This window comes from Williamsia sp. M5A3_1d, from assembly GCF_053345315.1.
On the sequence record NZ_JBKEZX010000003.1, the window covers coordinates 532,670 to 555,241 of the forward strand.

Annotated in this window: 27 protein-coding genes; 18 read left to right on the plus strand and 9 right to left on the minus strand. The window is 68.1% G+C overall.

Going from position 1 to position 22,572, the window contains the following annotated elements:
• Positions 1–75: 75 nt before the first annotated feature.
• The gene (locus tag ACLBW1_RS14685; RefSeq protein WP_447812550.1) at positions 76–318 is read right to left on the minus strand and encodes a YbdD/YjiX family protein; all 243 of its coding nucleotides are present in this window, start codon (positions 316–318) and stop codon (positions 76–78) included.
• Positions 315–2,591: a carbon starvation CstA family protein gene (locus tag ACLBW1_RS14690; RefSeq protein ID WP_447812551.1), complete on the minus strand. Its 2,277-nt coding sequence runs from the start codon at positions 2,589–2,591 to the stop codon at positions 315–317. Before ACLBW1_RS14690 ends, ACLBW1_RS14685 begins: the two co-directional genes overlap by 4 nt.
• A 168-nt stretch (positions 2,592–2,759) precedes the next feature.
• On the opposite strand from ACLBW1_RS14690, the gene ACLBW1_RS14695 reads away from it, so the two are divergent.
• Positions 2,760–3,035, plus strand: coding sequence for a hypothetical protein (locus ACLBW1_RS14695; RefSeq protein ID WP_447812552.1), 276 nt, complete (start codon positions 2,760–2,762; stop codon positions 3,033–3,035).
• A 3-nt stretch (positions 3,036–3,038) separates the two neighbouring features.
• Here ACLBW1_RS14695 and ACLBW1_RS14700 read toward each other — a convergent pair whose 3' ends face one another.
• Complete coding sequence (locus ACLBW1_RS14700) at positions 3,039–4,184, minus strand: PQQ-dependent sugar dehydrogenase (protein ID WP_447812553.1); 1,146 nt, start codon at positions 4,182–4,184, stop codon at positions 3,039–3,041.
• A gap of 239 nt (positions 4,185–4,423) precedes the next feature.
• On the opposite strand from ACLBW1_RS14700, the gene ACLBW1_RS14705 reads away from it, so the two are divergent.
• The 8 genes from ACLBW1_RS14705 (at position 4,424) to ACLBW1_RS14740 (ending at position 10,104) form a co-directional block, all read left to right on the plus strand.
• Positions 4,424–4,702: a DUF7218 family protein gene (locus ACLBW1_RS14705; protein ID WP_447812554.1), complete on the plus strand. Its 279-nt coding sequence runs from the start codon at positions 4,424–4,426 to the stop codon at positions 4,700–4,702.
• Between the two features lie 12 nt (positions 4,703–4,714).
• Positions 4,715–5,272: a type 1 glutamine amidotransferase domain-containing protein gene (locus ACLBW1_RS14710; RefSeq protein WP_447812555.1), complete on the plus strand. Its 558-nt coding sequence runs from the start codon at positions 4,715–4,717 to the stop codon at positions 5,270–5,272.
• Between the two features lie 5 nt (positions 5,273–5,277).
• Positions 5,278–6,246 carry a TIGR03557 family F420-dependent LLM class oxidoreductase gene (locus ACLBW1_RS14715; protein ID WP_447812556.1) on the plus strand — a complete coding sequence of 323 codons (969 nt, stop codon included), beginning with the start codon at positions 5,278–5,280 and terminating at the stop codon, positions 6,244–6,246.
• Between the two features lie 21 nt (positions 6,247–6,267).
• Complete coding sequence (locus ACLBW1_RS14720) at positions 6,268–7,578, plus strand: AI-2E family transporter (RefSeq protein WP_447812557.1); 1,311 nt, start codon at positions 6,268–6,270, stop codon at positions 7,576–7,578.
• A gap of 11 nt (positions 7,579–7,589) precedes the next feature.
• Complete coding sequence (gene ychF / locus ACLBW1_RS14725) at positions 7,590–8,669, plus strand: redox-regulated ATPase YchF (RefSeq protein ID WP_447812558.1); 1,080 nt, start codon at positions 7,590–7,592, stop codon at positions 8,667–8,669.
• A gap of 15 nt (positions 8,670–8,684) precedes the next feature.
• The gene (locus ACLBW1_RS14730) at positions 8,685–8,855 is read left to right on the plus strand and encodes a hypothetical protein (RefSeq protein WP_447812559.1); all 171 of its coding nucleotides are present in this window, start codon (positions 8,685–8,687) and stop codon (positions 8,853–8,855) included.
• Positions 8,856–8,920: 65 nt separating this feature from the next.
• Positions 8,921–9,571: a class I SAM-dependent DNA methyltransferase gene (locus tag ACLBW1_RS14735; RefSeq protein WP_447812560.1), complete on the plus strand. Its 651-nt coding sequence runs from the start codon at positions 8,921–8,923 to the stop codon at positions 9,569–9,571.
• On the plus strand, positions 9,568–10,104 hold the full coding sequence (locus ACLBW1_RS14740; protein ID WP_447812561.1) for an AAA family ATPase: 537 nt from the start codon (positions 9,568–9,570) through the stop codon (positions 10,102–10,104). Before ACLBW1_RS14735 ends, ACLBW1_RS14740 begins: the two co-directional genes overlap by 4 nt.
• Before the next feature lie 26 nt (positions 10,105–10,130).
• Here the strand turns inward: ACLBW1_RS14740 and ACLBW1_RS14745 are convergent, their stop codons facing one another.
• The gene (locus ACLBW1_RS14745; protein ID WP_447812562.1) at positions 10,131–10,619 is read right to left on the minus strand and encodes a hypothetical protein; all 489 of its coding nucleotides are present in this window, start codon (positions 10,617–10,619) and stop codon (positions 10,131–10,133) included.
• Positions 10,620–10,689: 70 nt separating this feature from the next.
• Between ACLBW1_RS14745 and ACLBW1_RS14750 the strand changes: the two genes are divergently transcribed.
• The 5 genes from ACLBW1_RS14750 to ACLBW1_RS14770 are packed head-to-tail and all read left to right on the plus strand — an operon-like array spanning position 10,690 to position 13,800.
• Positions 10,690–11,226 carry a putative immunity protein gene (locus ACLBW1_RS14750; RefSeq protein ID WP_447812563.1) on the plus strand — a complete coding sequence of 179 codons (537 nt, stop codon included), beginning with the start codon at positions 10,690–10,692 and terminating at the stop codon, positions 11,224–11,226.
• Positions 11,227–11,281: 55 nt separating this feature from the next.
• Entirely contained in the window at positions 11,282–11,806 is a 525-nt protein-coding gene (locus ACLBW1_RS14755) for an AAA family ATPase (RefSeq protein WP_447812564.1), read from the plus strand.
• On the plus strand, positions 11,803–12,102 hold the full coding sequence (locus ACLBW1_RS14760) for an MGMT family protein (protein ID WP_447812565.1): 300 nt from the start codon (positions 11,803–11,805) through the stop codon (positions 12,100–12,102). Before ACLBW1_RS14755 ends, ACLBW1_RS14760 begins: the two co-directional genes overlap by 4 nt.
• Complete coding sequence (locus tag ACLBW1_RS14765; protein ID WP_447812566.1) at positions 12,099–13,376, plus strand: MFS transporter; 1,278 nt, start codon at positions 12,099–12,101, stop codon at positions 13,374–13,376. The genes ACLBW1_RS14760 and ACLBW1_RS14765 overlap by 4 nt, the downstream gene beginning before the upstream one ends.
• Before the next feature lie 7 nt (positions 13,377–13,383).
• Positions 13,384–13,800, plus strand: a complete 417-nt coding sequence (locus tag ACLBW1_RS14770) for a DUF6992 family protein (protein ID WP_447812567.1) — start codon at positions 13,384–13,386, stop codon at positions 13,798–13,800.
• 24 nt (positions 13,801–13,824) lie between these two features.
• On the opposite strand, the gene ACLBW1_RS14775 is transcribed toward ACLBW1_RS14770, so the two are convergent.
• Entirely contained in the window at positions 13,825–13,947 is a 123-nt protein-coding gene (locus ACLBW1_RS14775) for a hypothetical protein (protein ID WP_447812568.1), read from the minus strand.
• Between the two features lie 190 nt (positions 13,948–14,137).
• Entirely contained in the window at positions 14,138–15,094 is a 957-nt protein-coding gene (locus ACLBW1_RS14780; RefSeq protein WP_447812569.1) for an SDR family NAD(P)-dependent oxidoreductase, read from the minus strand.
• Between the two features lie 117 nt (positions 15,095–15,211).
• Between ACLBW1_RS14780 and ACLBW1_RS14785 the strand changes: the two genes are divergently transcribed.
• Complete coding sequence (locus tag ACLBW1_RS14785) at positions 15,212–15,886, plus strand: hypothetical protein (protein ID WP_447812570.1); 675 nt, start codon at positions 15,212–15,214, stop codon at positions 15,884–15,886.
• Here the strand turns inward: ACLBW1_RS14785 and ACLBW1_RS14790 are convergent.
• The 3 genes from ACLBW1_RS14790 to ACLBW1_RS14800 all read right to left on the minus strand — a co-directional run bounded on the left by ACLBW1_RS14790 (position 15,877) and on the right by ACLBW1_RS14800 (position 18,355).
• Positions 15,877–16,848: a homocysteine S-methyltransferase family protein gene (locus tag ACLBW1_RS14790; protein WP_447812571.1), complete on the minus strand. Its 972-nt coding sequence runs from the start codon at positions 16,846–16,848 to the stop codon at positions 15,877–15,879. The two genes, ACLBW1_RS14785 and ACLBW1_RS14790, sit on opposite strands and share 10 nt — an antisense overlap.
• Positions 16,849–16,921: 73 nt before the next feature.
• Positions 16,922–17,413 carry a metallophosphoesterase family protein gene (locus ACLBW1_RS14795; RefSeq protein ID WP_447812572.1) on the minus strand — a complete coding sequence of 164 codons (492 nt, stop codon included), beginning with the start codon at positions 17,411–17,413 and terminating at the stop codon, positions 16,922–16,924.
• A gap of 33 nt (positions 17,414–17,446) precedes the next feature.
• Complete coding sequence (locus ACLBW1_RS14800) at positions 17,447–18,355, minus strand: hydroxymethylglutaryl-CoA lyase (protein ID WP_447812573.1); 909 nt, start codon at positions 18,353–18,355, stop codon at positions 17,447–17,449.
• 128 nt (positions 18,356–18,483) lie between these two features.
• On the opposite strand from ACLBW1_RS14800, the gene ACLBW1_RS14805 reads away from it, so the two are divergent.
• The 3 genes from ACLBW1_RS14805 to ACLBW1_RS14815 are packed head-to-tail and all read left to right on the plus strand — an operon-like array spanning position 18,484 to position 22,544.
• Positions 18,484–19,233, plus strand: coding sequence for a GntR family transcriptional regulator (locus ACLBW1_RS14805; RefSeq protein ID WP_447812574.1), 750 nt, complete (start codon positions 18,484–18,486; stop codon positions 19,231–19,233).
• Entirely contained in the window at positions 19,230–20,450 is a 1,221-nt protein-coding gene (locus ACLBW1_RS14810; protein WP_447812575.1) for a CaiB/BaiF CoA transferase family protein, read from the plus strand. The genes ACLBW1_RS14805 and ACLBW1_RS14810 overlap by 4 nt, the downstream gene beginning before the upstream one ends.
• Positions 20,451–20,486: 36 nt before the next feature.
• The gene (locus tag ACLBW1_RS14815) at positions 20,487–22,544 is read left to right on the plus strand and encodes a hydantoinase/oxoprolinase family protein (protein WP_447812576.1); all 2,058 of its coding nucleotides are present in this window, start codon (positions 20,487–20,489) and stop codon (positions 22,542–22,544) included.
• The last annotated feature ends 28 nt before the right edge of the window (positions 22,545–22,572 follow it).

A 22,572-nucleotide genomic window follows, 5' to 3' on the forward strand; every position in this document is an offset into this window, starting at 1 on the left:
ACTGTGTCAGCCCGCGCAGGCGCTCACTGGCGGGTTTCGGACACGGCCATCACGACCGGGTCCAGTGGGTGCGGTTCAGCAGCACCGCCCCTGTGGATTCGCCTCCTGCTCGTCATGCCGCATGCGCCAGTAGGCGCGTTCGGAGAGCGCGGGCGTTCCTGGATGCCGGGCCGCGTGATGGGCGACGTAGCGGCGGTAGTCGTGATCGCCCATCACCGCACCGACATACGACCACACCCTGCGCACCGCCGCCGCGAAGGCCGCCTGCCCGTTACCCGATTGCCCGTCTCGCGCCTGCCTCTCCGGGTCCGCCGTCACCGCAGGGACTCCGTGGAGTGGTCGACGGCCGACGCACGGTGTTCGGCCCACTCTTTCTCGATCGCCTTCTCGGTGGGTGTCGCGATCATCCCGCTGGGCGCGAACAGCTTCGAGGGGACCGGCTCGTCCTCGGTGGTCGGCAGGCCGCCGGCGCGGAACGCCTTGATGCACACCCACAGTCCGGCGAGCGCGACGATGATGACCAGCAGCGCGAACACGATCGACAGGGTGCCCTGGATGAAGGTGTTGCGGATGACGGCATCGATCTGCTCCGGTGTCGTCGCGGTCTTGAACGTCGTCGCGCCGGAGTCTTTCGCGTTCTGGAAGGCGTCGTGGTTCGCCCAGTACCCGATGGCGGGGTTGGACGAGAAGATCTTCTGGTACGAGGCGGTCATGGTGACCGCGAGGTCCCAGACCAGGGGGAGGCCGGGGATCCAGGCCCACTTGAACAGGCCTTTCTTGACGACGACCACGAGCACCACGGTCAGGGCGACGGCGGCGAGCAGCTGGTTGGCGATGCCGAACAGCGGGAACAGGGTGTTGATGCCGCCGAGTGGATCGGTGACACCCATCAACAGGATCGAGCCCCAGCCTGCGACGACGATGAACGTACACACCCACGCACCGACCCGCCAGGACGGGTCGGCGAACCGCTTGCCGCCCTTCACGTTCGACAGCCCGTCGGAGAGCATGAACCGGGCGACGCGCGTGCCGGCGTCGACAGTGGTGAGGATGAACAGGGCCTCGAACATGATCGCGAAGTGGTACCAGAAGGCCTTGAGCGACGCCCCGCCGAACGCCTGCTGCAGCGTCTCCGACATGCCCATCGCCAGCGTCGGTGCGCCACCGGTGCGGGAGATCAGCGACGGCTCCTCCACGCCGTCGGCGAACGCCTGCAACTGTTCGGCCGAGGTCGGCGGCCCGGACAGTCCGAGCTTGGTGTTCGTGTATTGCGCTGCGGTCTCGGCGGTTCCACCGGTCACGCCCTTGGGCGCGTTCATCGCGAAGTAGAGATGCTGGTCGAGGATGCACGCGGTGATCAGCGCCATGATGGCCACGAACGACTCGACGAGCATGCCGCCGTACCCGATGATGCGGGCCTGGCTCTCCTTCTCCAACAGCTTCGGGGTGGTGCCCGAGGCGATGAGCGCATGGAAACCCGACAGTGCACCGCACGCGATGGTGATGAACAGGAACGGGAACAGGGATCCGGCGAACGCGGGACCCTGCCCGCTGGAGGCGAACTCGCTGACCGCGGGTGCGTTCATCACCGGTCGCGCGATGAGGATGCCCACCGCGAGCAGGGCGATGGTCCCGACCTTCATGAACGTGGAGAGGTAGTCGCGGGGTGCCAACACGAGCCACACCGGCAGCACGGCGGCGGCAAAGCCGTAGATGATGATGGCCCAGCTCAGGAACACCGGCGACAGCGTGAACCAGTCCTCGCCCCAACTGGTCTCGGCGACCCAGCCGCCGGAGACGATGGCCAGCATCAGCAGCACGAACCCGATGGCGGAGACCTCGGAGATCCGGCCCGGTCGCAGGTACCGCAGGTACACACCCATGAACACCGCGATCGGCAGCGTCATCGCGAGCGAGAAGACGCCCCAGGGACTCTCGGCCAACGCGTTGACGACGACGAGCCCGAGGACGGCGATCAGGATGATCATGATGACGAAGACCGCGACGATCGCGGCGATGCCGCCGACGTTGCCCAACTCGTCGCGGGCCATCTGACCGAGGCTGCGGCCGCGACGTCGCGTCGAGATCGACAACACCAGGTAGTCCTGCACGGCGCCCGCGAACACCACGCCGACGACGATCCAGATCGTGCCCGGCAGGTACCCCATCTGTGCGGCGAGCACGGGCCCCACCAGTGGGCCGGCCCCCGCGATGGCCGCGAAGTGATGACCGAACAGGACCCGCCGATCGGTCGGCATGTAGTCCTTGGCGTTGTCGAGGATCTCCGCCGGTGTCGCGTGATCGTCGCGCGGCTTGATGACCTTGGTCTCGATCAGCCGGGCGTAGAAGCGGTACGCGATGACGTAGGTGCACACCGCGGCGAGCACGAACCAGACGGCGTTGACGCTCTCGCCGCGCACGATGGCGATCACCGCCCACGACACCGCGCCGATGAGGCCGATGATCGCGAAGAGGATCCGTTTACCGACCGTCATCGGGGAGCGGTCGACGATGGCGACCGGTGGGAGCGCCGGGTCGTTGGAGACGAGTTCGATGTCGGGGTGGTGCGGGCGTTCTCGGGTGGTTGTCACCGTGGGTCCTCTCCGATGTCGCGACCGGTGCCAACGGCATCGACGCGGGCCATTGTGTGGCGCGCGTCACTATACCGACGGCCCGATGAGCACCGACGGGGGCGGGCATTCGGATCATCGGCGACGAAATCGCAGACGCCTGCCGGTCGTGCATGCCATCCTCGTAACATGCGCGTAACACGGAAGAAGAGGGACGAGCGGCCTCTCGCGGAGTTTCCCGGATGGGGCCTGGAGATCATGATGGGTCTCTACGGCGAGCAGCAGGTGCGCGACGCCCTCGCCGCAGAACACGTCGAGGACTTGTCGCGGCAGACGGCCTCCGAGACGTCGTCAGCAACGGATTCCGCGATCAGCGGCTCGGCACCGATCGGATCGACCGAGGCGACCGAGTTCGAGGCCGTCACCTCGATGCTGGCGCGGGTGCGCCGACTGCGTCGTCGCTGAGCCTCAGCTGAGGCTGACGCGCAACACCTTGTCCTGGTCGTCACCGTTGTCGGTGGTGATCAGGAGTGAGCCGTCGGGCGCGGTGGTGATCGACCGCAGCCGCCCCTGCGAACCCTGCAGGAGATCGACACGTTCGGTGGTCGAGGTCCCGGCGGCATCGAGACGGAGCAGCACCAGTCGCTGTGCCTTCAGTGCGGCGACCGCGATCATGCCGTTGTACTGCCGCCACGACGGCCCGAGGAACTCGAGATCGGCGACCGCCAGCGTGGGGTCCCCCGAAGACCACACCGCCGGAACCGATCCCGGGTGGCGGGTCTCGTCGGTCATGGGGACGTTCTCGTCGTAGGAGCCGCTGCCGGTGTTCGGATCCCACCCGTAGTTCGCCTGCGGCCGTTCGAGATTCAGCTCGTCATCGATGGTCGGGCCGTGTTCGGTGGTGTAGAGCCGATCGGTGCCCGGCGCGAACGCCAGGCCCTGCGGGTTGCGGTGTCCGAGGCTGTGCACGGGCGAGCCGGGGAAGGTGCCCGACGCCGGCCGGCCGTCGGCGGTGATGTGCAGCACCTTGCCGCCGAGATTCCGGAGATCCTGCGGGGCCGTGGGATTCGCGGTGTCGCCGGTGGAGACGTACAGGGTGCCGTCGGGTGCGGGCAGGATCCGGCAACCACTGTGTCGTCCGGACGCACCGAGCGGGATCCCGGTGAGGACGGTGCCGGTCTGCCGCATCGACGACCAGTCGGCCGCGGCGTTCCAGCGGACCACGCGGACGTCGCCAGCGTTGCTCGCGGCGCAGGTGTAGACGGTGCGGGTGGTGTCGAAGTCGGTGGCGAGTGTCAACGCCATCAACCCGCCCTCGCCGCGCGCCCGGACGTCGGAGGTGTCGGCGGTGACCTCGGCGACACGACCGTCGTTGTGCCGCACGATGATACGGCCGCCGCGTTCACCGGTGACGACGTTTCCGGCACGATCGATCGCGACATCCCAGGGATGATCGAGCCCGGTCATCAACTCGGTGACACGCACCTGGCCGTCGACCACGGGTGTCGACGACCCGGCTGCGGGCGTGCCGCCCGACGCCTGCGACGACGGCGAGGTATCGGCGTCGGAGCACGAGGCGAGGAGCAGGGCGGCGGAGAGGGCCGCGACGGCCACGGGCAGGCCTCGGCGGGAAGGGGCGGTCGGCTGTGTCCTGTGCGCGATCACCTCCTCGAAGGTACACGCGCAGGTCCGCCCCTCCGGCGGCCGAGAACCCGCCCCGGGCGTGGGGGCCGGTCGTGTAGCGTCGGCCGTGCAGCCGAGAACCCGCGCTGAGAACTGTCCGCGGACCGGCTCGCCCCGGGCGCGCAGCGATGTCTGAAGTCGATCCGCACCCGTCGTGGAGGTGGCCTGTGATGGCCGACAAGAAGTCCGAGAAGGACAACCCGTCGTTGAAAGATCCTGACCTGTACGAGGAATTGCGCGACGAGGGCAATTCGAAGGAGAAAGCCGCGCGGATCTCTAATGCCGCAGCGAAGCGGGGACGTTCGGCCGTCGGGCATTCCGGCGGCACATCACCGGCCTACGACGAGTGGACCGTGGCGCAACTGCGTGACCGAGCCAAAGAGCTGGGCCTGCACAACTATTCGGACAAGAACAAGAGCGATCTCATCGATCTGCTCCGTTCGCATTAGAGGAGACGACACATGTCGAATGACCTGACCGGTAAGACGATCGCGTTCCTGGTGGCCCCCGAGGGCATCGAGCAGGTGGAGCTGACCCAGCCCTGGGAGGCGGTGAAGCAGGCCGGCGGAACCCCGAAGTTGGTGTCGACCGACCCCGGAACCGTGCAGGGGTTCAACCACCTCGACAAGGCCGACACCTTCGACGTCGACGCAACCGTCGGCGACGTCAGCGCCGACGATTTCGATGCCCTGGTGCTGCCGGGTGGTGTCGCCAACCCCGACTACCTGCGCACCGTGGAGTCGGCGGTCGGCTTCACCTCGAAGTTCTTCGATCTCGGCAAGCCCGTCGCCGCGATCTGCCACGCACCGTGGACGTTGATCGACGCCGGCGTACTGGCCGGTCGCACGCTGACCTCGTGGCCCAGCCTGCAGACCGACATCCGCAACTCCGGCGCGACGTGGGTCGATCAGGAGGTCGTCGAGTGCACCGCAGGCCCCAACACGCTGATCACCAGCCGTAACCCCGATGACCTCCCGGCGTTCTGTGATCGCCTCACCGCGGTCGTCGCGGCGGGCTGACACCGATGCCCACCCGGATCGGGTTCAAACTCATGGCCGAGACGTTCGATCCGAAGGAGATCGTCCGTCAGGCCGTGGCCGCCGAACGCGCGGGGTTCGACTTCGTCGAGATCAGCGACCACTTCCACCCGTGGTTGTACAGCCACAAGCATTCCGGGTTCGCCTGGTCGATGCTCGCGGCGATCGCCGTACAGACCGACACGTTACGTCTCGCGACGGGCGTGACGTGCCCGATGATCCGATACCACCCGGCGATCGTCGCCCAGGCCGCGGCGACCACGGCGATCCTGTCCGACGGGCGGTTCACCCTGGGCCTCGGATCGGGCGAGCGCCTGAACGAGCACATCACCGGGGCGCCGTGGCCCTCGGCGCACATCCGGCACGAGATGCTGCGCGAGGCCATCGACGTGATCCGACTGCTGTGGTCGGGTGGCTACCAGTCCCACCAGGGCAAGCACTACACACTCGACGACGCGCGGGTGTTCGACCTCCCCGACACCCTGCCCGACATCGTCGTCGCGGCCGGCGGTGCGAAGGCAGCCGAGATCGCGGGGCGTTCCGGCGACGGGTTGTTCACGACCGAACCCGACGCCGAGCTCGTCTCCGCCTACCGCGATGCCGGTGGTTCAGGAGCTCGCTTCACCGAGGTCCCGATGGCGTATGCCGACGACGTCGACACCGCGGTCGCCTCGGCGCACGAGAAGTTCCGTTTCGGTCTCACCGGGTGGAAAGTGCAGGCGGAGTTGCCCAACCCGATCAATTTCGAGGCGGCCACCTCGCTGGTGCGTCACTCCGACATCGCCGACGCGATGTCGTGTGGACCCGACCTCGATGCGCACGTCGAATCGGCGAAACAGTTCGCTGACGCCGGTTTCGACCACCTGACGTTGCTCAACGCCGGTCCCGATGTCGATGCGTTCCTCGCCGTCTGCGAGTCCGACCTCATCGGCAAGATCCGATCGGTGGCGGGCTGAGCGGTATGTGACGATTGACCCATGCCGAATGGCGCAGAGGTAGGGGCTCGTCCGACTCGGGGATCGGTCTACGCGCGGCATCTCCGCTTCGCCGCGGTCGTCGGCGTGCAGGTCGTCGCCGTCGCCGCGGCGCTGTGGCTGGTCGGGTGGTCGATCGGCGAGCTGTGGGTGATCCTGCTGCCGGTGGTGCTCGCGGTCATCGCCTGCACCGTCCTGTGGCCGCCGGTGCGGTGGTTGCGCTCCAAGGGCATCCCGCCCGCGGGGGCGGTGCTGCTCGTGTTGCTCGTGGCCGCGCTCGTCATCGCCGGTGTGGTCGCCGCGATCGCCCCCTCCATCGTCGAGCAGACGACCGAGCTGGGTGACCGCGCCTCCGCGGGTGTGGTGCAGGTCCAGGACTGGTTGCAGGGCCCGCCGCTGAGAATCAGCGACGATCAGCTGAACACCGCGGTCAGTGCACTCACCGACCGTCTGCAGTCGAGCAGCGAGCAGATCGCGTCGGGGCTGTTCACCGGGGTGGGGGCGGTCACCTCGGCGCTGGTCACCGCGTTCACGATGCTCGTCGTCATCTTCTTCCTGCTCAAGGACGGCCCGCGGTTCCTGCCGTGGCTGCGTCGGTCGGTCGGCAACCCGGCCGCGCCGCACCTCGCGGAGATGCTCGCCCGAGTGTGGAAGACCCTGGGCGGCTTCATCCGCACGCAGGCGCTCGTGAGCCTGGTCGACGCGTTCTTCATCGGGCTCGGTCTGGTGATCCTCGGGGTGCCGCTGGCCTACGCGCTGGCGGTCATCACCTTCATCGCCGGTTTCGTGCCCATCGTGGGTGCGTTCGTCGCCGGCGGGTTGGCGGTGCTCATCGCGCTGGTCTCCAACGGCGTAGTGACCGCGCTCATCGTCCTGGCCATCATCCTCGCCGTGCAGCAACTCGAGGGCAATGTGCTGTCCCCGTGGCTGCAGTCGAAGTCGATGAACCTCCACGCCGTCATCGTGCTGCTGTCGGTGACGTTGGGCAGCACGCTGTTCGGCGTCATCGGTGCGTTCCTCGCGGTGCCGGTGGCCGCGTCGGGTGCGGTGATCATCCGGTACTACGGAGAGCAGGTGTCGTTGCGGACGGGTGAGACCGACCCCGACGAGGTGAAGGTCGTCGCCGACGACACCGCCATCGTCGACGGCGTGGCCCCCACCCCCGTCGATCGGGCAGATACCGGCGTCGATCGGGCAGATACCGGCGTCGATCGGGCAGATACCGGCATCGATCGGGCAGATACCGACATCGATCGGGCAGAAAAGCCTGCCGACGGTCCCACGGGTGTGAGCCGGGAGACCGACGAAACCTAGACTGGACCCTCGTGAGCCTCACCCTTGGAATCGTCGGACTGCCCAACGTCGGCAAGTCAACCCTGTTCAATGCCCTGACCCGCAACGATGTGCTGGCCGCGAACTACCCGTTCGCCACCATCGAACCGAACGTCGGGATGGTCGAACTGCCCGATTCCCGCCTGGGTCGCCTGGCCGAGATCCATTCGAGCGAGAAGATCCTGCCCGCGACGGTGTCGTTCGTCGACATCGCCGGCATCGTGAAGGGCGCATCGGAGGGCGAGGGCATGGGCAACCAGTTCCTCGCGAACATCCGCGAGGCCGAGGCCATCTGTCAGGTGGTCCGCGTGTTCGCCGACGATGACGTCGTGCACGTCGACGGCCGCGTCGATCCGCTCGCCGACATCGAGGTGATCGAGACCGAGCTGATCCTCGCCGACATGCAAACCCTCGAGAAGGCGATCCCGCGCCTGGAGAAGGATGCGCGCAAGGACAAGAGCCTGGCCGACTCGTTGTCCGCCGCGCAGAAGGCGCAGGAGTTGCTGAACAGCGGCAAGACACTGTTCTCACAGCAGGATTCGATCGATCTCGCCTCGCTGCGTGACCTGCACCTGATGACGACCAAGCCGTTCCTCTATGTCTTCAACGCCGACGAGTCGGTACTGACCGACGACGCCAAGAAGGAAGAACTGCGCGCAGCGGTCGCACCCGCCGACGCCGTGTTCCTCGACGCGAAGGTCGAGAGCGAACTGCTCGAACTCGACGCCGACGACGCCCAGGAGCTGCTCGATTCGATCGGTCAGACCGAGCCCGGCCTGCATTCGCTGGCTCGCGCCGGCTTCCACACCCTGGGGTTGCAGACCTACCTGACCGCCGGCCCGAAAGAGTCGCGTGCGTGGACGATCCACAAGGGCGACACCGCGCCGAAGGCCGCCGGCGTCATCCACACCGACTTCGAGAAGGGCTTCATCAAGGCCGAGATCGTGTCGTTCGACGACCTCGACGCCGCCGGCACCATGGCCGCCGCGAAGGCAGCGGGCAAGGTCCGCATGGAGGGCAAGGACTACGTCATGCACGACGGCGACGTCGTCGAGTTCCGTTTCAACGTCTGACCTCAGGAGGACCGGATGGCAGCGTTCAGGATCGGCGACACGGTACAGATCACGGGCAGTGTGATGACCGGGAATGTCGGCACCGTCATCCACATCGACGACGAACGTGGTCGCTACCTGGTCCGCGTCGGCGCCGTCACGCAGAACTACTTCTCCGAGAACGACCTCACTCTGTTCGCGTCCTGAGCGTCAGAGGTGATCGATCCCGTAGCACTTCGTGTCGGCCACCGACACGGGGTGCTACCGGTGCCATGACTGACATCGGGGAGGCGTACGACGCGGTCGCGGACTCCTACGTCGAGTTGCTCGTCGACACCTCGTTCGAGGCGCCGGGTGATCTGCGGCTGGTCGACTCTTTCGTCGAGATGCTCCCGGGCCGTAACGTTCTCGACGCCGGATGCGGCGGTGGTCGCATGATCACCTATCTGGAGTCGGTGGACGACCGGCTCGAGATCGACGGCGTGGACCTGTCGTCGCGCATGGTCGACCATGCGCGAGGCGCGCATCCGTCCCGACGATTCCGTCACGCTGATCTGGCCGATCTACCGCATCCCGATGGCAGCAGGGACGGGATTCTCGCCTGGTACTCGGTGATCCACACGCCGACTGATGAGCTCGATCGGGTTCTCTGCGAGTTCGCACGAGTCCTGCGGCCCGGAGGCGTGGTGCTCCTCGGATTTCAGGCCGGTGACGGATCACGAGTCATCGCCGGCGCCTACGGACACGACGTCACGATGGCTGCACACCTGCATCGCACCGACGATGTCGCCGAACGACTGCGTCGGGTCGGGGTGAACCCGGTCATTGTTGTCGAGCGAGAGGCGCGCGTGGCCGAGGCACACCCCCAGGGCTTCGTGATGGCGCGATCGGCTGGGTCGTCAGTGGACGTGAGCCCCCGGTGACAGCGCGTCGAGGGCTGCTGATCGTCATCTCCGGGCTACCCGGTGTCGGCAAGACCGCGGTGGCGAGTGCCGTTGCGACGCGGCTCGATGCCACGCATCTGTCGATCGACCCGCTCGAGGATGCCCTCCTCTCGGCCGGATTACCGTCGGGATGGACGACGGGCGTCGCCGCGTACGACGCGGTCGCGGCGATGGCCGGGATCAACCTCGCCGCCGGGCGTCGGGTCGTGGTCGACGCCGTCAACGACAGCGACGCAGCGAGGGGAACCTGGCGTCGAGTTGTCGACGCACACGGCGCCGCAGGTGTTTTCGTAGTTTTGACCTGCTCGGATCGCGACGTCCATCGTCGTCGCCTGGAGGGTCGGCAGCGCGGTCTCGCCGTGGTCGCGGAGCCGACATGGCAGCAGGTCCTCGATCGCGAGGCGGAGTACCAGCCGTGGAGTGACCCTGATCTCGTGATCGACACCGCGCACCACACCATCGCCGACGTCGGTGAGCTCGTGTGTGCCCACGTCGGCGAGATGACCCGGTGAGCTGAGGCTTGTCGACGACGACGCCCTCAGCCAGTCGCACGCACCGGCCGAGCCGCAGCTGTCGCGCCTTCATGTATTGCGACTGCCGCCAGGATGATGAGCACGGCCAGTGACAAGCGGAACGTGATCCCGCCGATACCGTTCACGGCGGCGGCCACCGTCACGATCGCGGCCGGCGAGGCGACCACCGTCAGCGCGGCCACCAGCGGTCGTCGGCGCGCCGCGACGGCCTGCACGATCGCTGCGACGACGACAAGTGCTGCCGCGCAGGCGGTCACGACGCCCGTCCACTCGACACCTCCGCGCAACGCGTAGTCGATCTCGAGCGACGTCGAGTACGCCTTCGACATCTCGACCCCCTCGAGCGGGACGTACGAGCCGTTGTAGGTGACCGTTCGTTCGTTGCCGAGGCTCAGCCACGACACGCGGCCTGCGGCCAGGGCGACGACCACGAAGACCCACCACGACGCCCGCCGCACGCGACGTGCACCAATCAGGATTCGTTCGGCGTCCATGTGGCTCACCCTGACACAGATCCGTAGCAGTTCTTCCCGCTGAGCGGGACGAACTGCTACGCATGACGACGTGACCTCGACGCAGACCCTCGACGACGCCGACCGGCGGGCGATCGCGCGGTGGGCGGCAGCGTGCGCGGAACGTGTGCTCCCATTCTTCGATGCCGAGCCCGGCGCGGTGTACGCGATCCACGACGCTCTCACCCGAACCCGTGCCTACAGCGCAGGGGAGAGCAGTGCGGCCATCGAGATCGGGAAGCGGATGATCGCGGTGCGGGTGGCAGGGTCCGCGACGACCCCGGCCGGGTCCGCAGCCGCACGATCGGTGGCCCAGGCGTCGGCGGTCGCCCACATGGGTGCGCACGCCCTCGGCGCCGCCGCGTACGCGGTGAAAGCGGTGTCGCTGGCGCACGCCGGCGACGCGGTCGCCGACGAGATCGACTGGCAGGTGGCGCAGTGCACCGAGAGTGAGCGCGCGATCCTGCGACTGCTACCGCCGGTCGGTATCGAGTCCGCCGGCCCGCTGGGGCCCGGGCTCCTGACGCGCGGAATCCTCGGCGACGCGATCCGCGAGATCCAGGAGCGCGTCGGTTCGGCATCGACGTGATCGATCACTCACTGCGACCGTGCTCAGCGGCCGGATCGGAGGCTAGTCTCGGGCCGTGATCGTATGGATCAACGGCACCCACGGGGTGGGCAAGACCACCACAGCTGCGCTGGTGCAGCAGAAGTTGCCGGGGTCGCGCGTGCTCGACGCCGAGAAGGTCGGTGCCACACTGATGAGCATCACCCCGGGATTGCCCGAGACAGACAACTTCCAACACTGGGCGCCGTGGCGGCCGCTTGTGGTCGAGACCGCTCGGCGCGTGGTCGACTACACCGGCGGTGTCCTGGTCATGCCGATGACGGTCCTCGTCGAGGAGTACTGGCGCGAGATCAGCAACGGACTGGCCACATACTCGATTCCGTTGCGGCACTGCGTGCTCCACGCCGATCGTGAAACCCTGCGCAGTAGGATCATGAACGACACCACCCTGGGGCCGTCGGCTTTCCGTCTCGGGTACCTGACGGACTACGAGGACGCTGCGCGGACGTGGTTGCACCATGAAGCGGAGGTGGTCGACACCACTGCGCTCGCCCCCGACGCCGTCGCCGACCTCATCGCCCGAGCGGTCATCGCGCCGTGAGCGCCGACCTCGACGACTTCACCATGGCGGTGCTCGATGTCGTCGACCGGATCCCACCCGGGCGGGTGATGACCTACGGCGCCATCGCTGAACACCTGCAGCGCGGCGGTCCGCGCGGCGTGGGCGGCGTGATGGCCCGCGACGGCGAGGCCGTCACATGGTGGCGGGTGGTCCGTGCGAACGGGACGCTGCCGGCGCACCTCGTGGTCGATGCCCAGGAGCACTGGCTCATCGAGGGGACACCGTTGCGGCGCGGGACCGTCGACGTCGAGGCCGCCCGGTGGTGGCCGGAGTGACCGTCATCCCCGCCGGGCCGCGATCGCTCACCGCCGGCGCCCTGGTGCTCCTGACCTCCCTGTACTTCGCGCAGGGCCTGCCGTTCGGGTTCTTCACCCAGGCGCTGCCGGTGGTGCTCCGCAGGTCCGGTTACTCGCTCACGGCCATCAGCGCGACCGGGATCCTCTTCGCGCCGTGGGCCCTGAAGTTCCTCTGGGCGCCCTACGTCGACCGCTACGGCTCCCGTCGGCGTTGGCTCCTCATTCTCCAATCCGCCTCGGCCGCAGTCGCTCTCATCCTCGCCTGCCTCGATCTGTCCACCACGCTGACGTGGCTGTTCATCGGCATCGCGGTTGTCAACGTCATCTCCGCCACGCAGGACATCGTCACCGACGGTCTCGCGGTGCGGTTGCTCGGGGCGCGAGAACGCGGCCTCGGCAACGCCATCCAGGTCGGCGCCTACCGCATCGGCATGATCGTCGGGGGAGGAGCGCTGCTGTGGCTGTACTCCCTCGGCGGGTGGCGCGTGCTGTTCGTCGCGATGGCCGCACTGCTGATGCTCTCGACGATCCCGGTGTGGTTCCTGCGCGCACAGACCGAGACCGCCGACGACATCGGAACAGGCGCACCCAGGCCGTCGGCGGCGGCGATGTCGGTGGCGTGGATCGCGCGCCTGCGCCGTCCCGGGATGATCGCGTTCATCGCGATCGTCGCCGCCTACAAATTCGGCAACTCCATGGGATCGGCTCTGGTGGGCCCGTTCCTGTCCGACGCCGGCCTCACGCTGTCGCAGATCGCCCTCATCGAGGGTGCGTTGTCGTCGGTGTCGGCGCTGCTCGGCGCGGCACTCGGCGGGTGGTACGCCTTCCGGCACGACCGCAGGCATGCCCTCGCCGTCGCAGGAATCGCGCAGACCATCGCGCTGGTGCTCTACGTCGTCGCGTCGTTCGACGTCGGTGGACTGCCCCTGCTGGTGTCGGCGAGCGTCGCCGAGCACGTCCTCGGCGGCGGTGCCACGGTCGTCGTGTTCGCGCTCATGATGGATGCCTGTCAGCGTGAATACGCGGGTAGCGACTACACACTCCTGGCGTGCGCGGTTGTGTTCTCGCAGGGCGCAGCCGGGTTCGCGGCCGGGATCGTGGGTGATCTGTTCGGCTACACCGCGCTGTTCGGTTCGGCGTTCGTGCTGTCCGGTGTCGGATGCGCGGTGCTGCTCATCGCGCTCGCGCGGGGGGTCGGGCCCGTCGAACTGCGAGCGTCGATCGGGGTCAGCTCGCTCGGCCGAGAGGCATGATGGAGTGATGGACATCGATCGCGCTCCCGAGGTCTCGCGCCGCCTCGCCCGCAGACTCGCCGTGTGGGGTGGCGTCTCGACGGTGGCGGGCGGCGCGCTCGCTGTGGCCGGCCCGTCGGCGCGCGCTCGGGCGTTCGGTCTGCAGAACGCGATGTGGGGGGCGATCGATGTGGCCATCGCTGCGATCTCGACGCGGCAGTCGACGCCGCCGAATTCGCCGAAGCTACGCAGGTTGCTGTTCGTCAACACCGGACTCGACGTCGGCTACGTCGCCGGGGGTGCGCATCTCCTCGCACGGACCCCGAGCTTCGGTGGCCGGATCACCCCCGAGCAGGCGCGGGGTCACGGTGCCGCCGTCATCGTGCAGGGGGCGGCGTTGTTCGTCCTCGACCTCACCCATGCCGTGGCACTAACTCGCGAATGAAATCGCTGAAGCCATAACGCTGCCCTAGCCGAACGAGCGGTCCCACTCCTGGTTCATCAGGGCTGCGAACTTCTCCCAAGTTATGTCCACGCCCTTCTGCTTGCCGGTGGGCCACCAGCTTGCTGTGCCGCGGGATAGGCCTAACATGCCCAAGATCGCACCGTCGGACTTGATTTCAAGAGTCAGATCTCGTCCTCCAAGTTCGAGTCCGTGCGGAAAGCGAAGTTCTATTCGATGATTAGCCATGGTTCGATGCAATCACTCACCCGCAGATCCCTCTGGCGATTCGCCAAAATAGTTGCGACTCGCTGTCCGAGCGACTACCTGAACTAACCGCTCAGAGTGAGATCGCCGTCGAGTCGACCACGAACCGCCACAACGCCTCTCGCGTTGCCTCCGAATCGGTCCGCCACGGCGGGTAGTGCGTGGGGCGCGGTGCGCGGTCCTGCCAGAACCGTCCGGTGGTGTCGGCGGCCTCCTCGGCCGCGGCCAGCCACACGATGGTGTCGGCGCCGTCGGCGGCGGTGCGCAGGATCGGCTTCATCACCCGCCCGAAGGCGGGGATCGAATCGGTGACGCCGGGGGTGGCGGCCCATCCGGGATGCATGCTGTGCACCACCGGGCCGTCGGCTGCGAACTTCTCGCCGAGCTGTTCCGCGATCACCACCTGCATCCGCTTTGTCCGCGCGTAGGCCGTGAGCCCCGAGTACTCACCTTCGGTGTACTCGAAGTCGTTCGAGCGCAACGGAACCGCATACATCCCGCCGCTGGAGACGAACACGACCCGCGAGCGGGCTCCCATGAGCCGACGCACCCCGACAGTCAGGGCGACGGGTCCGAAAACGTGTGTCGCCAGCGCGGCCTCGTGACCCTGGGCCGATGCGGTGCGCTGCGGCGGCATCACCCCGGCACAGTGCACGATCGCGTGCAGGTTCGTGAGGTCGGTGCTCAGGTCATCGGCGAGACGGCGCGCGGCGTCGAGGTCGCTGATGTCGCACTCGCGGACCACGACGTCGGCGCCGGGGACGTCTGCGCGGATGGTCCGGGCGGACGCCTCGAGGCGTTCGGTGCTGCGCCCCACGAGGTGGACTCGCGCGCCGAGCCGGGCCAGGCCGCACGCGGTGGCCGCGCCGAGCCCGGACGATCCGCCGGTCACCACGATGTCTGCCGGTGTGGTGAACGGCACCGGATCCGGCGCCCAGAACCGCCGCCGCACAGCCGAACCGATGCGGGAGTATCCCGGAACGACGGTGAGGTCGAGCACGGTGTCGACTGCGCGGGTCACGGCGTTCATGTCCTCCGAGGGTAGCCGCAGGCCCGGTTCCGCAGAATCCACCGCCGACAGCCGGTGGGATCGCTACCGTCGGTCGCAGTGCCGGCGCAACGGGGCGCCGCGAACGAGGGGACAGACATGACCAAGACACGAGGGTTCGTCGCGGCGGGAGCGACCGCTGCCGCGGCAACGTTGATGACGGTGGCGGCGGGCTCCGCTGCAGCCTACGACCTGCCCGACGTCCCGTCGGCGCCCTACACCTTCGACGGTGCGGCAACGCTGACCGTGGGCCCGGGCCACCAGCCGGTCAACTTCCCGACCTCGACTGTGGCGGCCACCACGAACGTGGCGCAATTCGACGGCACTTTCACGCCGCCTGCCGCCACCGCGACGGTCGGCGGTATGCAGTACACGTTCTCCCTGGTCAACCCCTCGAAAATCACGGGGACATCGACCGCGGTGTCGGAGGGCTCAGCGGACTACAGGCTTTCCGCGACCCAGTCGTTCGCGATCCGCGTCAGCGGCATGACCATGCCCGGGGTGGGCAGCGGCTCCGCCGGCTTCGGCATGGTGCCCACCTCCGCCACATGCACCACGGCACCGGTCACGGTGTCGCTCACCGGCACGATCGACGCCTCGAAGCTGCTGACCGATTCACCCACCTCCGACGCCACGTTGTCGGGGCCGGTCACCATCCCCACCTTCGCCGACTGCGGTGCACTCACACCGATCGTGAACGCGGCGCTGGCGGGTTCGGGCAACACGTATTCGGTGCGCCTGACCAACCCCAAGCGCGTGGCGATTCAGGAGTGAGGTCCCGGGCCGCCCACCTCGCGCGCCGGTCCGACCCTGGTGGCGATCTCGGCGAGGTGGGCGTCCCAGGTGCCGCAACATCCGCCCCAGATGTCGATGTGCGGATGCTGTTGCGCCAGTTCGCCCATCAGCCTGCCGAGCTCGGCTGGGTCGCCCCGTTCGAGGTGCCCCAGCGAACTCAGTTCGATCTTGTCCAGCAGGGCCGCGTTGGGTCGGAGGCTCCGCACGCGGCCGAACCACTCGCCGGGTTCGATCGCGGGGATGAACTCGAGCGGGTGTGAGCAGTTCACGCCGTAGAACACCGGCCGGTCGGGCCCGGTCTCGGCGTCGACGGTCTCCACGGCCTCGCGCAGCGACGGTCCCGACGACAACCGGTGCGTGGTGTTGTCGAGGGTGAACGACACCGAGACGGGCAGTCCCGCACGCGCCGCCGCGCGACACACCCCGACGGCTTCCGGGATCGAGCTCAGCGTCAGCGTCTGCACCAGGTCCACCTCGGCGCGGCCCAGCGTCGCGATCTGTACGGCGTGATATGTCTCCGACTCGTCGGCGGTGATCTGTCGTTCGGGGTCGTAGGCGTCGAGCCGCGGGCCGACCACCCCTGCGTAGTACAGCGCCGGCACCTCGGACCTGCGGGGTTCGGCGACATCGCGGAGGAACTCGATCGCTCGCAACTGCAGATCGGCGAGCCGTTGTGGCGAGAAGCCCAGCAACGCAGCCCAGTCCGGGCTCGCGCGGTAATCGACCCCGGCCATCAACACCCCGAATCCGTGGCGTACCGCGACGTCGAGGTAACGCTCGTACATCCCGCGGAGTGCTGCCGTCGCCCGGTCGTCGTCGAGCAGTCCGAACATCACGAAGTGCGGTATATCGAACCCGTGCTCGTAGGAGATCTCGGTTTCCGGACCGCCCTCGGTGAGATAGGTGATCCCGGGCGTGGATTCGGGGAACGATGCGGCCATGGTGCCTCTTCGCTGATCGGGTGTGGTCGACTCTCGCACATCGAGGGTGGTGGTGGGTCGTTCCGCGCCGTTTTCAGAGTTCGTGCAGATGCAGATCGCGGAGTGATCCGTCGGCCACGCTCGCGGTCATGAACGTGCGGTGGGGCTGCCGTCGTCGGTCGGTGGGCGACCCGGGGTTCAGCAGGCGGAGGCCGTTGTCGGCGACGGTGTCCCACGGGATGTGGCTGTGTCCGAACACGAGGACATCGGTGTCGGGGTAGGCCGCGGCCATGCGTTTCTCGCGCCCGGTCGCGGCGCCGGTCTCGTGCACGGTGGTGAACCGGAGACCGCCGAGTGTCACGTCGGCCCGCTCGGGTATCCGGGCGCGCAACGCTTGACCGTCGTTGTTGCCCCAGCATGCGACGAGCCGCCTCGACCGGGACTCGAACAGGTCGAGAGTGGCCTCGTCGATCCAGTCGCCGGCGTGGAACACCACGTCTGCGGCGTCGATCGCCTCGAGGAGTTCGGGCGGGAGCGCTCTGGCGCGGGCGGGGATGTGGGTGTCGGCGACCAGCACCAGTGACAAGGGCCCGTCCGGCGCCGGTGATGCCGTCACCGGTCAGCCGGGGAACGGGCCGGCGCGACCGAGCAGGGCCGTCACCGGTGAGTCGAGTTCGGCGCTGATCCAGGTGGCGGCGTCGACGACCGCGGTTCCGTCGATTCCCGTTGCGACGCCCGATCGTTCGAGCTGGTATCGCAGGTCCTCGGTGGCGATGTTGCCCGTCGCGGCGGGGGCGAATGGACATCCACCGAATCCGCCGATGCTGGAGTCGAGAGCGCAGTCCCCGAGGTCGAGTGCGGTGAGGGCGTTCGCGTATCCGGTGTTGCGGGTGTTGTGGAAGTGCCAGCGGTGGGCGACCCCGGGCGCGACACGCGTCAATCCCGCACCGAGCTCACGCACCTGCGCGGGCACCCCCACGCCGATGGTGTCGGCGATCGCGATCTCGTCCGGGCCCGATTGAGCGACCCGGTCCATGATCTCGATGACGCGTGCGGCGGGTACCTCGCCGCTGAACGGGCAGCCGAACGACACGGCGAGGGTCGCGGTGGTGAACACACCTGCGGCGCGGGACCTCTCGGCGATCCGCTCCCACCGGGCGAGCCCCTCGGCGACGTCGCAGCCCTGGTTGCGGAGGCTGAACTCGTCCGAGCACACGACCACGACGTTGACCTCGTCGACGCCTGCGGCCAGCGCGCGATCGAGCCCTCGTTCGTTGAGCACCAGTCCGATGTAGTTCACGTCGTCGAGCCGGGGGAGCGCGGCCATCACCTCTTCGGCCCCCGCCATCTGCGGGACGCGCGCGGGGTTGACGAAGCTGACCGTCTCGATCCGCTTCAACCCTGCGGAGACGGCGCGACGGATGAACTCGACGCGTGTGTCCACCGACAGCGCCTTGCGTTCGTTCTGGAGTCCGTCACGCGGACCCACCTCCACCACATGCGCGACGGTGCCCGTTGCAATTGCCATACGCACATCATCGCCCCTCGGACTTTTGCATACAAGGTCACGGTCGCACTGTGTTAAATCTGCGAAAAGTGGGGGCGCGAGGAGGGAGGGTGGCCTACTTTGCATACAACTGAGGAGAAGAGGGTTCGGTGGAGCGAGCAGTAGACCGGGTGTACAGCCACATCCGCGCCGCCATCCTCGACGGGCGTCATCGGCCCGGCGAGCGTCTCGGCGAGGCGGAACTCGCCGAGGTGACGGGCGCCAGCCGCACCCCGGTGCGCGAGGCGCTGCGGCAACTCGAGGTCGAGGGGCTCGTGGAGGTGCTGCCGCATCGCGGCGCCCGTGTCTACCAGTTCACCTCCGACGACCTCGAGGAGATCTACGACCTGCGGATGACGCTGGAGGCGTTGGCCGCAGGCCGCGCGGCGTCGCGGATCACCCTTGCGCAACTCGATGACATGACCGACCTGTGTGTTCGGATGGAGGCGGCCGCGCGCACCGACGACCTCGAGGTGATCGCCGCGGCGAACACGGAATTCCACGCCATCGTCCGAACCGCCTCGGCCAGCACCCGTCTGACCTCCATGCTCAGCGCGGTGATCCAACTCCCGCTGATGATGCGGACCTTCCACCGGTACGCACCCGAGGACCTGCAGCGCAGTGCGGGACATCATCGCGAGCTGATCGCCGCCCTTCGCGCCCGCGACGACGTGTGGGCCGACGCCGTGATGCGGTCACATGTCCGCGCGGCGAAGACCGTCCTCCTCGCCTCGGTCCGAGCCGACGAGGACGCGGCCACGACGGCCCAACCGACAGGAACACGGGCCCAACCCGGGCACACGACGGCCCAACTGACGGAAACGACGGCCCAACCGGCGCAGAGCGGAGTCCTCACATGACCACAGCCTCCGAGACGCCCCCGGCCGCCGGTCCGCTCGCCGATCTGCGGGTGGTCGAGATGGGTCAGTTGCTCGCCGGTCCGTTCTGCGGTCAGCTCCTCGCCGACTTCGGCGCCGAGGTGATCAAGCTCGAGGCCCCGGGAACCGGCGATCCCATGCGTCAGTGGGGACGGGAGAAGCCCTACGGCAAGTCGCTGTGGTGGCCGGTGGTGGCCCGCAACAAGAAGTCGGTCACCTGCAACATGCGCACCCCCGAGGGGCAGGAACTCGCCCGCGACATCATCGGCCGCTCCGACATCGTCGTCGAGAACTTCCGCCCGGGCACCCTCGAGCGATGGAACCTCGGCTTCGACGAACTCCGCGCCGACAACCCCGGACTCATCATGGCGCGCGTCAGCGGCTACGGACAGACCGGTCCCTACTCCACTCGCGCCGGGTACGGCTCGATCGGCGAGGCGATGGGCGGGATCCGTTACGTCACCGGTGATCCCGACAACGCTCCGTCCCGAGCGGGGATCTCGCTCGGGGACTCCCTCGCCGCGGTGTTCGCGACCATCGGTGTCCTCACCGCGTTGCACAGCCGATCGGTCACCGGACGCGGACAGCTCGTTGACGCCGCGATCTACGAGTCGGTGCTGGCGATGATGGAGTCGATGCTGCCCGAGTGGGCAGTCGCGGGGTACCAGCGCGAACGCACCGGTTCGGTCCTACCGAACGTCTCGCCCAGCAACGTCTATCCCACCCGGGGTGGCGAGATGATCCTCATCGCCGCGAACCAGGACACCGTCTTCGCGCGCCTCGCCGCGGTGATGGGGCGCGACGACCTCGTCGCGACACCGCGGTTCGCCGATCACGCCGCGCGCGGGGAGAACATGGCCGAGCTCGACGACATCATCGCGGCCTGGACATCCGACCTCGACACCGAGGAGCTCCTTCAGACGCTGCACGCCGGTGGCGTCCCCGCCGGCCGGATCTACACCGCCCGTGACATGTTCGACGACCCGCACTTCGCCGCTCGCGACGCCATCGTGCGACTGGCCCATCGCGATTTCGGTGAGTTCCCCACTCACAACGTGTTCCCGAAGCTCGGCGACACCCCCGGCGCGGTTCGTCATCTCGGCCCCGAGCTCGGCGAGCACAACGACGAGATCTACCGCGGTCTGCTCGGTCTGTCCGACGACCGCACCGCCGATCTCCTCGCTCGATCCATCATCTGACCACCGCACCTCGACCGACGACACCTAGGAGACCCCATGCGATACCGACTCGGAGTGGACGTCGGCGGGACGTTCACCGATGTCCTGCTGCTCGAGGAGATCTCGGGCAGCACCTACCGTGCCAAGACCCCGTCGACGCCGGCCGACCAGTCCATCGGTGTGCTCAACGGCGTCACCAAGGTGTGCACCGACGCCGGTATCGACCCGGGGCAGATCGATCAGGTGCTGCACGGGACCACGGTGGCGACCAACGCGATCCTGCAGGGACGCGGTGCCCGTGTGGGTCTGGTGACCACCGACGGCTTCCGCCAGGTGCTGCAGATCGCACGGTCGTTCGTGCCGGGCGGTCTCGCGGGCTGGATCATCTGGCCGAAACCCGAACCTCTGGCCAAGCTCGAACACACGGTTCAGGTGGTCGGCCGGATCGGCGCCGACGGCAACGAGATCACTCCGCTCGACGAGGAACAGACCCGCACCGAGCTCCGCAAGCTCGCCGGCGCGGACGTCGAGGCGATCACGGTGTCGCTCATCAACTCCTACGCCAACAGTGCCCACGAGGAGCAGGTCGGCAAGTGGGTCGCCGACGAGCTGCCCGGCATCCCGATCTCGTTGTCGTCGCACGTGTTGCCGGAGATGCGCGAATACGAACGCACACTGACCACCGTGGCCAACAGCTATGTGCAGCCGGAGGTCTCGCGGTACGTCAAGAACCTCGACTCGTCGCTGGGAGAGAAGGGGATCAGCGCGCCGCTGTCGATACTGCGCAGCGACGGTGGCCTGGTACAGGCGGGCAAGGCCGCCGAGGATCCGGTGTCGTTGCTGCTGTCGGGTCCGGCCGGTGGCGTGACCGGCGCGGTGTGGTTCGCCCAGCAGGCCGGTTACTCCGACTTCCTCACCTTCGACATGGGCGGGACCTCCACCGACGTCGCGCTCGTCCTCGACGGTCGACCCCGGATCGGACGTGAGACGAAGGTGGGTGATCTCGCGGTCCGTGCGACCAGCGTCGACGTCCGCACCGTGGGCGCGGGCGGCGGTTCGATCGCCCACGTGCCCGAACTGACCAAGGCCCTGCGCGTCGGACCGCAGTCGGCGGGAGCCGATCCCGGCCCGGCGGCCTACGGCAACGGCGGCACCGAACCGACGGTCACCGACGCCAACGTGGTGCTGGGATACCTGCCCAGCGACCTCGCCGGCGGCGAGGTGACACTCGATGTCGACGCCGCCCGCACCGCGGTCGCGTCGATCTCCGACGCGATGGGTCTCGATTCCCCCGAGGCGGCGGCCTCGGGCGTGATCGACATCGTCAACGAGAACATGTTCGGAGCGCTTCGCCTGGTGAGCGTCCAACAGGGTTACGACCCGCGCGATTTCGCCCTGGTGTCCTTCGGCGGCGCGGGGCCCCTGCACGCCAACGCGCTCGGGCGGCTGACCGGCGCATGGCCCGTCATCATCCCGCCGTCTCCCGGGGTGCTGTGCGCCTACGGTGACGCCACCACCTGTCTGCGCGCCGAGAGCGCCCGCACACTGATCCGGGCCTTCAACGAGCTCGACAGCGACGAACTCCGTTCGGTGATCTCCGATCTCGCCGACGTGGCCACCAAGCGCCTCGAGACCGAAGGGGTGCCGCGCGCGGAGCAGTCGGCGACCTATCAGGTCGACCTGCGTTACCACGGGCAGGGATTCGAGATCCCCGTCGACCTCGAACCCGACGTGCTGACCGCCGGGGGAGACCTGCTGGCGGAGTTGGGCACCGCTTTCGACACCGAGCACAAACGGCTGTTCTCGTTCCTGTTGAAGAACGAGCGTGAGGTGATCAACCTGCGCGTCACCGTGAGCGGACCCCGTCCCGAGGTGGCCTGGACCGAACTGGAGAAGGGGTCCGAGGATCCCTCGGCCGCACTGCTCCACGAATCGCAGGTGTGGATGGACGGCGCACACACGACCGCCGGCATCTACGACCGGGCGAAGCTGTTGGCGGGGAACGTGATCACCGGACCGGCCATCGTGACCGAGATGGATTCCACCACCCTGGTGCTCTCCGGGCACGCCGCCACCGTCGACCCCAGCGGCAGTCTCGTCATCCGCCCGGTCTGATCGAACCGTCCCGACACACCCTCCCTCC